General features: G+C 40.1%; 13 protein-coding genes. 4 read left to right on the forward strand and 9 right to left on the reverse strand.

Annotated features, from left to right (window positions below; genetic code table 11):
• The 8 genes from AACM45_RS15725 to trhO form a co-directional block, all read right to left on the reverse strand.
• The gene (locus AACM45_RS15725; protein ID WP_339143918.1) at window positions 1–525 is read right to left on the reverse strand and encodes a GNAT family N-acetyltransferase; all 525 of its coding nucleotides are present in this window, start codon (window positions 523–525) and stop codon (window positions 1–3) included.
• A 339-nt stretch (window positions 526–864) separates the two neighbouring features.
• Window positions 865–1,518 carry a CoA transferase subunit B gene (locus tag AACM45_RS15730; RefSeq protein WP_339143919.1) on the reverse strand — a complete coding sequence of 218 codons (654 nt, stop codon included), beginning with the start codon at window positions 1,516–1,518 and terminating at the stop codon, window positions 865–867.
• Between the two features lie 35 nt (window positions 1,519–1,553).
• Window positions 1,554–1,910: a four helix bundle protein gene (locus AACM45_RS15735; protein WP_339143920.1), complete on the reverse strand. Its 357-nt coding sequence runs from the start codon at window positions 1,908–1,910 to the stop codon at window positions 1,554–1,556.
• 24 nt (window positions 1,911–1,934) lie between these two features.
• Window positions 1,935–2,639 (reverse strand): CoA transferase subunit A, encoded by a 705-nt coding sequence (locus AACM45_RS15740; RefSeq protein ID WP_339143921.1) that lies wholly within the window; start codon window positions 2,637–2,639, stop codon window positions 1,935–1,937.
• A gap of 14 nt (window positions 2,640–2,653) precedes the next feature.
• Entirely contained in the window at window positions 2,654–4,987 is a 2,334-nt protein-coding gene (locus tag AACM45_RS15745; protein WP_339143922.1) for a penicillin-binding protein 1A, read from the reverse strand.
• Window positions 4,987–5,478 (reverse strand): gliding motility lipoprotein GldH, encoded by a 492-nt coding sequence (locus tag AACM45_RS15750; protein ID WP_339143924.1) that lies wholly within the window; start codon window positions 5,476–5,478, stop codon window positions 4,987–4,989. Before AACM45_RS15750 ends, AACM45_RS15745 begins: the two co-directional genes overlap by 1 nt.
• Complete coding sequence (locus tag AACM45_RS15755; protein ID WP_339143925.1) at window positions 5,471–6,643, reverse strand: PSP1 domain-containing protein; 1,173 nt, start codon at window positions 6,641–6,643, stop codon at window positions 5,471–5,473. The genes AACM45_RS15750 and AACM45_RS15755 overlap by 8 nt, the downstream gene beginning before the upstream one ends.
• Before the next feature lie 102 nt (window positions 6,644–6,745).
• A complete protein-coding gene (trhO, locus tag AACM45_RS15760; protein WP_339143926.1) occupies window positions 6,746–7,777 on the reverse strand; it encodes an oxygen-dependent tRNA uridine(34) hydroxylase TrhO in 1,032 nt (343 codons plus the stop codon).
• Between the two features lie 270 nt (window positions 7,778–8,047).
• On the opposite strand from trhO, the gene recA reads away from it, so the two are divergent.
• The 4 genes from recA to AACM45_RS15780 all read left to right on the forward strand — a co-directional run bounded on the left by recA (window position 8,048) and on the right by AACM45_RS15780 (window position 11,706).
• Complete coding sequence (recA, locus tag AACM45_RS15765; protein ID WP_339143927.1) at window positions 8,048–9,055, forward strand: recombinase RecA; 1,008 nt, start codon at window positions 8,048–8,050, stop codon at window positions 9,053–9,055.
• A gap of 83 nt (window positions 9,056–9,138) precedes the next feature.
• Entirely contained in the window at window positions 9,139–9,567 is a 429-nt protein-coding gene (locus AACM45_RS15770) for a hypothetical protein (RefSeq protein WP_339143929.1), read from the forward strand.
• A gap of 32 nt (window positions 9,568–9,599) precedes the next feature.
• Window positions 9,600–10,130, forward strand: coding sequence for an RNA polymerase sigma factor (locus AACM45_RS15775; RefSeq protein ID WP_339143930.1), 531 nt, complete (start codon window positions 9,600–9,602; stop codon window positions 10,128–10,130).
• 10 nt (window positions 10,131–10,140) lie between these two features.
• Window positions 10,141–11,706, forward strand: a complete 1,566-nt coding sequence (locus AACM45_RS15780) for an outer membrane beta-barrel protein (RefSeq protein WP_339143931.1) — start codon at window positions 10,141–10,143, stop codon at window positions 11,704–11,706.
• Between the two features lie 62 nt (window positions 11,707–11,768).
• On the opposite strand, the gene AACM45_RS15785 is transcribed toward AACM45_RS15780, so the two are convergent.
• The gene (locus AACM45_RS15785; RefSeq protein WP_339143932.1) at window positions 11,769–12,518 is read right to left on the reverse strand and encodes a lysophospholipid acyltransferase family protein; all 750 of its coding nucleotides are present in this window, start codon (window positions 12,516–12,518) and stop codon (window positions 11,769–11,771) included.
• Window positions 12,519–12,536: the final 18 nt, after the last annotated feature.

The raw sequence follows: 12,536 nt of genomic DNA on the forward strand, positions 1-12,536 counted from the left end.
TTATACTTCTTTTCGCATTAGCCAATCGGTTTGTCTATCATTCCCGATAAAATAGGGATGTGTCCCGATTTTTTGAAAACCATATGCCTCGTAAAACTTAATTGCCCTAGGGTTTCTTTGCCAAACCCCCAACCAAACATAGTGTTTCTTTCTGGTCTTGGCAATTTCAAAAATTTGGTTCAGTACTTGGCGTCCGATACCTTTACCTTGATACCCTGAAGTTATGTAAACCCTTTCGAGCTCTATTCCGATAACTTCGTGAAACTCTGATTGTACATCAAATTCATTAAGTTTAAAGTACCCCAGAACTTGCCCTTTGCCAATTACGAAATAAAATGTAGTATGTTCTTGGGACAGTTCTTTCTGAAGTTGCGTTGTTGAAAAAGCTGAGTCTATGTAGGTGTTAAAGTCTTCGGGGTCGTTATCTGCTTCAAAGGCCTCGCAAAACGTACTTTTTGAAATTTGTACAAGATAGGTCAAATCGTCGCGAGTACATTTTCTGAATTCAATGTCCATTTTATCCATCAAACCCTAAAAATAAAAAAAGGCCTTGATAATTATCAGGCCTTTTGTTTTTTTGTTGAGGTGTTTGGTTTATAACATAAATAGTTTTCTGACCAATCGCATTATGCCGCTGTAAAAATCATTGCGGTATATCTGTATTTCTTCTTCAACAGCCTTTTGGTTAAATTCGGTAATCATTATTCTTTAGGGTTTTATTGTGGATAATTTGGGGTTGTTATTATAGTATAAATTTCTTTTAAAGTAACGTCGAATCCCATTTTTTGTTGTGTAAGCATCCTAACCTGTTGCCAGTTCCATAAAAAATGAAATTGTAAATACATAAAGGCTAGGCTAGCACCCTTATATCATCATTTCTGGAATATTGTCATTGACGATAAGTTTTCCTTCGGTTGCCTTTTGAATCGTTTCAATATCGACTCCCGGTGCTCTTTCCAAAAGCAAAAATCCATCAGGTGTGACTTCCAATACCGCTAAGTTGGTTACGATTTTCTTCACACATGCCACTCCGGTCAAGGGCAAGGTGCACTTTTTCAGTAATTTTGATTGTCCGGCCCTATTGGTATGCATCATCGCCACTATAATATTTTCGGCAGATGCCACTAAATCCATCGCTCCACCCATGCCTTTTACCATTTTGCCTGGAATCTTCCAATTGGCAATATCACCGTTTTCAGCAACTTCCATAGCTCCTAAAATAGTCAAATCAACATGTCTGCCACGAATCATACTAAAACTCATTGCGGAATCAAAAAACGATGCCCCCGGCAAGGTGGTTATCGTTTGTTTACCCGCATTAATGATGTCTGCATCTTCTTCGCCTTCATAAGGAAAGGGGCCCATGCCCAAAACCCCATTTTCACTTTGAAACTCTACGCTGATGTCTTCACGTACAAAATTGGCGACCAAGGTTGGAATACCTATGCCCAAATTCACATAGTACCCATCTTGTACTTCTTGTGCAATCCGTTTTGCGATTCCGTTTTTATCTAACATATAATTTAATTCAGCAATGAAGCAATATATCAGTGTTATTTATTCAAATTCTTTTTACTTGTGCTGACAATTTTATACATAATCAATCCGAGTTCATTGACACTAGTCTTCAACCTTGTATTAAAAGGATATGACTCGGAACGTTCGCATAAGGTCAACCAATACTTGGTTTCTTCCAATTCTTTTAGCGCAATTTTCATTTTGTGTATAAAATCTATCCTTGTCTCGGCGTTTTGAGCTTCATGGATGTTGGCCCCGATACTAGTGCCCGATTTTAACAATTGTCTTGCAACTACATACTTTTTATGCTCTTCTAATAGTTCACAAAATTTGCTTATCATCAAAGCAAACCCTATCGATTTATCCACTACTGGATTATTCTTAACTACCATTATTACATTGGCACATTAAAAAATTTACACATTGCGACTGCGAACAGTTCGCTGCTCGATACGCTTTTCATAATTTTTCCCCTGGAATATTCGTTGGACAAAAATTCCTGGGGTATGAATTTCATTTGGATCTAGACTACCTGCCGGAAGCAGTTCTTCCACCTCAGCCACTGTTATTGTGGCGGCACCGCACATACAAGGGTTAAAATTGCGTGCGGTTCCTTTAAAAATAAGGTTACCTGCTTCATCACCCTTCCAAGCTTTCACAAATGCAAAATCTGCTTTGAAAGCGGGTTCCAATACATACATTTTACCGTTAAATTCCCTTACCTCCTTACCTTCTGCCACTTCAGTACCATAACCTGCGGGAGTATAAAAGGCCGGAAAGCCTGCCTGCGCTGCCCTACATTTTTCGGCCAAAGTACCCTGGGGAGTAAGTTCTACTTCTAGTTCACCGCTCAACATTTGTCGCTCAAACTCGTCATTTTCACCCACGTAAGAGGAAATCATTTTCTTTATTTGGCGGTTCTGCAGTAGTAACCCAAGGCCAAAATCATCAACCCCCGCATTGTTAGAAATGCAGGTGATGTCTTTTATACCCAAATTGACCAACTCAGCAATAGCATTTTCAGGAATGCCACAGAGGCCAAATCCGCCAAGCATGAAGGTCATGCCGTTCGAAACACCACTTAGGGCATCAGATACATTCGAAACCGTTTTTTTTATCATATCAAAACCTTTAACTAAAAGTCGAGACCCTCAAGGTCATCTTCAGTGTCCAAATCCTGTTTCATCTCCTCAACAATTTTGGTACAGTCCACATTGATGGAAAGGTCTTCAGGTTTTTCGAAAGCCCCTTTTGAAATACCCAATTCCTCATTGGCATAATTGGCTTTCATATACAATGCCCAAATAGGGAGTGCCATTGATGCTGCTTGGCCGTATCTAAGCGACTTAAAGTGGGTGGACCGTTCTTCTCCCCCTACCCAGACACCCGTGACCAAATTAGGCACCATACCCATAAACCAACCATCACTTTGGTTTTGTGTGGTACCGGTCTTGCCTGCAATGGGGTTGGTCAATTCATAGGGATACCCCGTCATGATTTCTTTATATACCGTTTGTTCTTTTGCAAAGGAATGTCTTAATCTAGCTCCAGAACCATGTTGCGTCACCCCTTCCATCAAATTAACCATGGTGTATGCCACATCTTTGCTCAGTACATCACGGGTTTCTGGCACATACTCATAGAGTACCGTTCCGTTCTTATCTTCGATACGGGTTACCATGACCGGTTTCACGTAAACCCCTTGATTGGCAAATGTACCGTACGCCCCTACCATTTCATAAACATTGACATCCACAGTACCCAATGCGATAGAGGGCACAGGCGGAATTTCTCTGGTTATACCCATATTCTTTGCAAAAGAAACAACCGAACCCGGGCCAACTTGGTCTATTAATCGTGCCGTAACTGTATTAATAGAATTTGCCAAGGCATTTTTTAAGGTTCTATTATTGCCTGAATATTTACCATCTGAGTTTTTTGGGCACCATTCTTCTACATTACCATGCTTTAATGGCTCTATACAATATTGATAATCGGGTAGCGAGTCGCAAGGGGAATAACGTAATTGGTCTATTGCCGCAGCATATACAAACGGCTTGAAGGTAGACCCGGCCTGTCTTGCACCCTGTTTTACATTATCGTACTGAAAATGCTTGTAATCGACTCCGCCGATCCAAGCCTTTACATGACCTGTTTGGGGTTCCATGGACATCATTGCGGTGCGTAAAAAAGTCTTATAATACCGAATGGAATCCATAGGAGTCATAATAGTATCTTTTTCAAACGAATCACTATTCCAATCAAAAACAATCATTTCAGTTTTCTTATTGAACGATGTCTTGATTTCACTATCTGATTTCCCTTGGCTTTTGAGCACCCTCCAGCGGTCTGAAGTTTTGATGGCTCGTTCCATAATATTGTCAATCTCGAAATCCTCAAGGTCTAAAAATGGGGTTGTGGGGTTGCGTTCCAACGTGTTTTGAACAAAAAATTCGGCTTGCAGTTTTGACATATGGGCCTCAACGGCATCTTCAGCATTTTTTTGCATTCTAGAATCAATCGTCGTGTAAATCTTTAACCCGTCTTGGTAAATATTATACTTTTCGCCATCTAGTTTCGGATTCTCTTTTACCCAACTGTTCAACCAGCGCTGCATATACATTCTAAAGTAGGTCGCCAAACCTTCACGATGGGATTCTGGGTTATAATTCAGATTTAATGGCAGTTTTTGAAGGGAATCTTTAAGTTGATCTTCTATATACCCGTATTTCGCCATTTGTGCCAAAACCACATTACGTCTGTTTCTGGTTCCAACGGGGTTTCTACTAGGTCGTGGATTGTAAAGAGAAGAGTTCTTGAACATACCTACCAGCATCGCAGATTCCTCTACCCTTAACTCTTGGGGTTCTTTGCCAAAGTAAATTCGTGATGCCGAACGAATGCCATCTGCATTGTTACCAAAATCATAGATGTTAAAATACATTGCTATGATTTCCTCTTTGGTATACTGCCGTTCTAATCTGGTGGCCAAGACCCATTCCTTTATTTTTTGGGTAATCGCTTCAACCTTATTTCTCGATCGCACACCGACAAAAAGTTGTCGGGCCAATTGCTGTGAAATCGTACTTGCACCACCTTTTTTTCCGAGGTAGACCAAAGCCCTTAAAAAGCCCCTTGCATCAATACCGGCGTGGTCATAAAACCGGGCATCTTCGGTGGCCACCAAAGCATCAACCAAGTTCTTGGGCAAGTCTTTAAAATCCACAGGGGTACGATTATCATCAAGATATAGCTTCCCTAAGGTTTCCCCATCAGAAGAGATAAACTCCGTCGCCAAATTGGTCTCAGGATTTTCTAAATACTCGTATTCGGGCATATCACCGAAAGCACCCCATGATGCCAATAAAAATATCAATCCGCCAGCGAACAATCCTGTAACGAACAAAATCCAAAACCACTTAATAAATCTAAAAAATCGATTTTTTGTTGTCTTTTTAACCTTTGCCATTAGGGTAATTTCGTTTTTTCAATTTGTAGCCCGATATCCGTAATGCCGCCCAATTCTTGAACTCCTTCAAGCGCACCGTTTTCGCGCATCGCATGGCTCACTCTAAAACTATATACGCCCATCTCTGGAAAAACGACGTTTTCACGAAACCATAATTTGTTTTCTTTAATCGCGCCAGAACCTGTGCCCATCCAAGTGCCATCAGGGAAAGCCATTTCATATTCCAAGGTATCGATTACGGTTTCACCGCTCGGTGCCTCTAATTCCGTAATTAAAAAAAGATTGCTGAATTTATACGTATCGTCATTTCTTATATTAATGAAAACATTGTAGTCTGAAAGGGTATCCAACCCTGCGAAGTTGAATTTTACAGTATCTGAGGTCTTCCATAGCCCATTATCAAGACTCTCATATTCAGAATACACCATATTCTTATTGCCACAGGCTGTAAAAAGAATTACAAAAAATAGAATACCTAGACTTCTAACCATTTCTAGCCGTTTGCTTGTTGTTTTTGTTCGGGTTCCTCTTTTTATTTCTCCTTTTCTTTTTGCGATGGTTTTTAGGTTTGTCAAAGCGATTGAGACTATCTTGCCCGACCACATTTTCAAATACGAGCTTTTCTTCAGAAACGGTTTCGACCACATAAGCCTCTAAACTGGCAATCTTTTTACTGGTTTTATTGATCTCAATGATTTCAAGAACCTGATCTTTATGGAGTGCATGCCAATTCGCGGCGTCATTTTTATACGAAAACCAAAGCATTTCTTTAAAAATATCCGATTTTTGACAAAATGCAACCCCTTTCTCAGTTTGTAGTTTGGTGTCTTGCGAGGGAAAGTCTTTAAGCGCCTCTAAATAGGTATCCAACTCGTAATTTAAACAGCATTTTAATTTACCACACTGACCGGCGAGCTTTTGAGGGTTCAATGCCAATTGTTGGTAACGGGCCGATGCCGTACTGACCGATCTAAAATCGGATAGCCATGTAGAGCAACAAAGTTCCCTACCGCAAGAGCCTATACCACCTAGTCGCTGGGCTTCTTGACGATATCCTATCTGGCGCATTTCAATTCGAATGCCGAATGCCTTGGCCATGTCCTTAATCAACTGTCTAAAATCCACACGGTCTTCAGCAGTGTAATAGAATGTGGCCTTTGAGCCATCACCTTGAAACTCCACATCGCTTAATTTCATCTGCAAGTTCAACGAAATGGCGATTTCACGAGACCGTTTCTTTATTTCTTCTTCTTTGTCGCGGCATTTTTGCCAGATATCAATATCCCGTTGTGAAGCTTTTCGGTAGATTTTAGGAAGGGTTTTATCATCTGGGGCAACCTTCTTTTTTTTCATCTGTACTTTGACCAGTTCCCCTGTCAAAGTCACCATACCTACGTCGTGGCCCGATTTGGCCTGGGTAGCTACAATGTCGCCAATGGCCAATGGGGTTTGTTCCGTATTTCTAAAAAACTCTTTTCTACTATTCTTAAAGCGCACTTCTACACCGTCAAAGGGTTTTTGACCATTTGGTAGCGACATATTAGAAAGCCAATCGAAAACCGTAAGCTTATTGCAACCATCTGTGCCACAAGTACCATTGTTCTTGCATCCACGCGGCTGCCCATCCTTACCGGTTGAACAACTGCTACATCCCATATTTTATATCTTGAATTAAGGAAATTGTTACACAGCTTCCTTAAAAAGGGTTCATAAATTAACTGAAAGTAAATATAAGACAAATATAACAGTAGCTATTGCCTACTTTTTAAACTTTAGCACTTCAGAACGCCCTTTTTTAAAAATTTTGTTGCTTGCATGCTTTCCTTTTCTAAGTCTTTTCTGTTCTTCAAAGGGCAATGCATTTATTTCTTTGCAACTATCAGAGCAACAGTCGTTCATGACTTCTGCACAGTCGGCACATTGAATGAACAATAGGTGACATGCCTCATTGGCACAGTTCACATGGGTATCACAAGGCTTGCCACATTGATGGCAATTAGCAATCACATCATTGGATATCCTTTCACTGCGCCTATGGTCAAAAACGAAGTTCTTTCCCATGAACTTATTCTCCAATTGTTCGGCTTTTACTTGTCTTGTGTACTCAATGATGCCCCCTTCCAACTGATATACGTTCTTAAACCCTTTGTGTTTATAGTAAGCACTTGCCTTTTCACAGCGAATGCCACCGGTGCAATACATGACCAGTTTTTTATCTTCTTTATTATCGGCCAAATCAGCCTCAATAATATCCAAAGAATCTCGAAAGGTATCGACATCAGGGGTAATGGCATTCTTAAAATGGCCTATTTCACTTTCATAATGGTTACGCATGTCGACCAGCACGGTATCAGGGTCTTCAATCAGTTTGTTAAAACGCGTTGCATCTACATGGATGCCCTTATCCGTGACATCGAAGGTTTCATCATTCAATCCGTCGGCAACAATCTTATCACGCACCTTTACCTTTAATTTTAGAAACGATTTATTGTCTTGTTCAATAGCAATATTCAACCTCACATTTTCTAAGAATGAAATGCTGTCCAAATGTGCCTTGAAAACCCCAAAACTTTCTGCCGGAACCGATAATTGTGCGTTTATCCCCTCATGGGCAATATAGATCCTACCTAAGACATCGAGCTCATTCCAATGGATAAAGAGATGATTTCGAAATATCTGGGTATTCTTAATATGCGCATATTTGTAGAAAGAGATGGTAAGCCTTTCTTTTCCGGCCTCCTCAATCAATTGTTCCCTTTCTTTCGCACTTAGTGTATTGTACAGTTGCATGCTATACCAATAGTTTAAGTTAAAGAAGTGTATTTAATATGGCAAAAATAGGGATTAAAATAAAAAGGCATCCTTGGGGAAGGATGCCTTTTGACCACTATCTTTCTTTTTCATAGATAAAAAGTCTTTTGTAGTGGTCTTACAAACTTCACATAAAGTCTTAATTATATTTGAATTAGGCCCTAAAGAGATGTCGATTATTTTAAATGGTTGCGTTGGTATCCATAAATGCCAAAGAAGTGGTAATTTAGTCCTCAAATTTTTTTAATCATGGGCAACGAGAACGAGGCAAAATTAAAAGCGTTAAAACTTACTTTAGATAAATTGGATAAAACCTATGGCAAGGGCACCGTAATGAAAATGGGTGACAGTGTCGTTGAAGATGTTGAGGTCATTTCTTCGGGATCTTTAGGTTTGGATCTTGCTTTAGGCGTTGGTGGCTACCCGCGGGGCAGGGTAATTGAGATATATGGCCCCGAATCGTCTGGTAAGACCACCTTGACCCTTCATGCCATTGCTGAGGCACAAAAGAACGGTGGCATTGCAGCTTTTATTGATGCCGAGCATGCTTTTGACCGCTTTTATGCCCAGAAATTAGGGGTTGATATTGATAATTTGATCATTTCACAACCAGATAATGGCGAACAGGCCCTTGAAATAGCGGATAACCTCATCAGGTCAGGTGCCATAGACATTGTCATTGTAGATTCGGTTGCCGCACTTACCCCAAAGAGTGAGATTGAAGGTGAAATGGGTGATTCTAAAATGGGGCTGCACGCCCGATTGATGTCACAAGCACTTCGTAAATTGACGGGATCTATCAGTAAGACCAATTGTACCGTAATTTTTATCAACCAGCTACGTGAAAAAATTGGGGTTATGTTTGGTAATCCAGAAACAACAACAGGTGGTAATGCCTTAAAATTCTATGCATCCGTTCGACTTGATATCAGAAGATCTACCCAAATCAAGAATACCGATGGCAATGTTCAAGGGAACAAAACCCGGGTCAAAGTCGTAAAGAACAAAGTTGCCCCGCCTTTCAGAACAGCCGAATTTGATATCATGTACGGTGAGGGCATTTCGAAGGTAGGTGAGGTTCTTGACCTTGGGGTGGCCTATGAAATCGTTAAAAAGAGTGGTTCGTGGTTCAGTTATGGCGACACCAAATTAGGGCAGGGTCGAGATGCGGTCAAAAGCCTACTAGAAGACAATCCGGAGTTATCTGAAGAGCTTGAGGCTAAAATCAGAGAGGCCATTAGTGCCGTAAACGATTAATTTTTGTCGATTTGTACCTGTCCATATCCTAAAAACGCAACCTAAGCGTTTTATATACATCTAATAACCAAGTATAAAAGGTTATGAAAAGGACAATTGTATTCTTTTTAGGAATGACTATGTTGTTTTGCCTAAGCGGCTGTGATATAGATTCTGATGAAAATTTCCAATTTGTGATTCTTGAAGTGGTTTCCGCTACAATGCCAGAGGTCTTTAATCAAAATGAGCCCCATAGCATAGAAGTTGTGTTTAGAAGGCCCGATACCTGTACCTTCTTTTCCAACTTTGATGTGGAAAGTGATAATGCCAATGCACGAAGTATCATTGCCATAGGGTCTTTGTTGACCGAATCTGACTGTACGGATACGAATGATGAGGTAACCGCCCAATTTGAATTCACGGCTTTGGAAATTGGCGCGTACACTTTCCGGTTTTATGCAGGTGAAACCTTGGAAGGAGAACCGGAATATATCGAATATGTAGTTCCGGTTAAGCCGGAAGGGCTGAACTAATCTTTAATACTTTTTTAATCTGACCAACTATTTTGAGTCTTGAAGAACTCATAGCTAATTGTAAAAAAGGAAGGCGAAAGGCCCAAGAAGAACTCTATCGCAGGTATTCAAGTATACTGTTCGGTATTTGTTTAAAGTATTCTCGCAATAAAACCGAGGCAGAAGACAACCTTCATGATAGTTTTATGACGATTTATGATAAAATTGGGCAATACAATTTTAAAGGTTCTTTTGAAGGATGGATGAAAAGGATTACCGTTAACACGGTTTTGCAGAAATATAGAAAAGAGCGCCATTTAGATGTGGTCTCTGAAAATTTCGGGGAGGTTGAGGATATTGAAACTGCCCATACCGACATAAGTTTGGCGACACTTTTGAGGTATATTCAAGAGCTTCCGAATAAATATAGGCTCACGTTCAACCTTTATGTTATGGATGGTCACTCGCATAAGGAAATCAGCGAAATGTTGGGCACTTCAACCGGTACATCAAAATCAAACCTAGCACGGGCACGGATGATTTTGAAAGAAAAGATAGAAAAGGAAAATATAAATATTGCTTAAGTGATTAAGTATGGAAGAAAAGAATTTAGATAAACTGTTTCAAGAAAAGCTCTCAAGCTTTTCGGAGGCCCCAGAAGAAAGAGTCTGGGATTCCATCGAGGCTTCTTTAGACAAAAAAAAGAAGTCGAGAATCGTACCTATTTGGTGGAAACTAGGTGGGGTGGCCGCACTTTTGGCAGTGTTGTTCCTCGTATTCAATCCTTTAAAAACGGATTCTAATAGTAGTGGTACAACAATTACGAACGTTGAAGATCCTACGAATTTAGATAATCAGACGAATGACTCCCTAAACATGAATCCTTATGTTACCATAGATAAAAATGGCGAGACCATTCAGGTGACCGAAGTCGATTCAAATACGGGCAATGTAAATGACCCACAGCAAAAGACTATTGACGATTCACCCTCAACGAAAGGGGATAAACGTAATCTTGACCAAGGGGCAGAACGTATTACAGCCAATCAACTTGCTAAAAACGATGCCGATTCAGAAAGCAAAGAAAAGAATAAGGCCAAGTCAACTTTAAAAATTGATGCTACCAATAAAACGGAAGCTATAGTTCTAACTAATCCTAAAAAAGACCCTAGTGGCCTCGATCGCAAAAAAGAGACCATCGAAAATAATGCCATTGCCATCAACGGAAAGAATCAAAAATCAAATGACATTGGTGCTAAAGAAAAAGAAGGCAAAAGCATTAACAAGGATTCTGAACTACCCCTTTTGAAACAAGAAGAAGCCATTACGGCTGTAGAAGAAAATCAAAAAGGGAAAAAATCCATATTTGACGCCATAGAAGAGCTCGAAACAAACGACAAAGAGCAACCCAAAGAAAGTCAAGCCAACAGATGGGCAATGGGGCCTTCGGTAGCACCCGTATACTTTGATGCCGTCGGCCAGGGATCGCCTATACACTCCAACTTTGCGCGTAACTCTAAATCGGGCAACCTAAATCTAAGTTATGGCCTTACCGTCTCATACGACATCAGCAAAAAACTAAGCGTTCGTTCAGGGGTACATATGGTTGACTATGGCTACGATACCAATGAAGTCGTTTTCTCTTCTTCTTTGACAGCATCAACGAACGAGTTAATCGATAATATCAATTATTCGACTGCCTCAAGAAGCTTGGTGGTAGAGAGCAAATCGACTAGCAACACATTTGCCAACGACAGCCCTACTGCTGTTTCAGAGTTTAGCGGCATCTCTAATTCCTTTGAAGGCAGTATGGTACAACAGATGGGGTATTTAGAAGTACCCTTTGAACTGAATTACGCATTATTGGATAAAAAGGTCGGGGTGAATATTATTGGTGGTGTAAGTTCGTTGTTTCTAATCGACAATTCTGTTTCCCTGGTATCAGATGGACTAGTAACCGATGTAGGGGAGGCAAATAATATTAATGACGTGAACTTCAGTACAAATATTGGTTTGGGATTCAACTACGAATTTGCGCCAAATTTGCAATTAAACCTTGAACCGATCTTCAAATACCAACTGAATACCTTTTCAGAAACCGCTGGCCAGTTCAGACCTTATACTTTAGGTATTTACAGCGGCATTAGTTTTAAGTTCTAAATTTTCGCATTGTTATTTGAATGCTAGTGTTCAATCATTAGAAAATAATAAAGGGTTGTGGTCTAAGCGTTGCGTTTATCCTCTTTTAAATCATGAAGAATTAAGTTCCTTACCTCTTCACGCAATATTGAGGTGCTTTCTGATTTCAACAGGTCGGTATTGAAGAAATTATGGACCTTGACCCTTAAAGTACCAGGATTCCCACTAAAAAATGACCATGAAAAACGTTTTTTGCAATCGTAAAACGTCATTGGAACGACCGGTATATTATGCGCAATGGCCATTCTAAAAGCCCCGTCTTTAAAGCTGTCGAGCACTATTTCTTCGTCAGGAACGCCTCCTTCAGGAAAAATACAGATACCTAAGTGTTGTTTTAAGCGGTTTTGCACACTGCGATAAACCGCTATTCTACTTTTGGGATCTTTTCTATCTACCAAAATACATACCCGTTTGTAGAAAAACCCAAATAGCGGAATCGTGGCCAATTCTTTTTTTCCCACAAAAACAAAGGGATTTTTGCTAATATAAAGCATCAACATAATATCCAACATACTCGTATGGTTGGCAACCAACATGTAACTTTTATCTTTTTGCAAATGCTGTTGCCAAACTATTTTAGGTGGACAGCCCATTCCAAAAAGTATTGGTTTGGCCCATAGGTTCCTTGCCAGCCAAAAAAACTGGTGGTATGTTTTTTGTGATAGCGTAGTCGCTACCAAAAATGGCAAAAACACGATAATCGGAAGGGCGACCAATAGGTAAAACCAGACCCTGTATAGTGTGAAACCAATATTCTTGATAAATCGTAGCACTTTTCAAAAGTAGAATTT

This window comes from Croceitalea sp. MTPC5, from assembly GCF_036985505.1.
Taxonomy (GTDB): Bacteria; Bacteroidota; Bacteroidia; order Flavobacteriales; family Flavobacteriaceae; genus Croceitalea.

Bases quoted from the DNA above. Each gene is read 5' to 3' on its own strand.
- AACM45_RS15725 (WP_339143918.1), bottom strand. From the start codon at position 525: ATGGATAAAATGGACATTGAATTCAGAAAATGTACTCGCGACGATTTG.
- AACM45_RS15730 (WP_339143919.1), bottom strand. From the start codon at position 1,518: ATGTTAGATAAAAACGGAATCGCAAAACGGATTGCACAAGAAGTACAA.
- AACM45_RS15735 (WP_339143920.1), bottom strand. From the start codon at position 1,910: ATGGTAGTTAAGAATAATCCAGTAGTGGATAAATCGATAGGGTTTGCT.
- AACM45_RS15740 (WP_339143921.1), bottom strand. From the start codon at position 2,639: ATGATAAAAAAAACGGTTTCGAATGTATCTGATGCCCTAAGTGGTGTT.
- AACM45_RS15745 (WP_339143922.1), bottom strand. From the start codon at position 4,987: ATGGCAAAGGTTAAAAAGACAACAAAAAATCGATTTTTTAGATTTATT.
- AACM45_RS15750 (WP_339143924.1), bottom strand. From the start codon at position 5,478: ATGGTTAGAAGTCTAGGTATTCTATTTTTTGTAATTCTTTTTACAGCC.
- AACM45_RS15755 (WP_339143925.1), bottom strand. From the start codon at position 6,643: ATGGGATGTAGCAGTTGTTCAACCGGTAAGGATGGGCAGCCGCGTGGA.
- trhO (WP_339143926.1), bottom strand. From the start codon at position 7,777: ATGCAACTGTACAATACACTAAGTGCGAAAGAAAGGGAACAATTGATT.
- recA (WP_339143927.1), top strand. From the start codon at position 8,048: ATGGGCAACGAGAACGAGGCAAAATTAAAAGCGTTAAAACTTACTTTA.
- AACM45_RS15770 (WP_339143929.1), top strand. From the start codon at position 9,139: ATGAAAAGGACAATTGTATTCTTTTTAGGAATGACTATGTTGTTTTGC.
- AACM45_RS15780 (WP_339143931.1), top strand. From the start codon at position 10,141: ATGGAAGAAAAGAATTTAGATAAACTGTTTCAAGAAAAGCTCTCAAGC.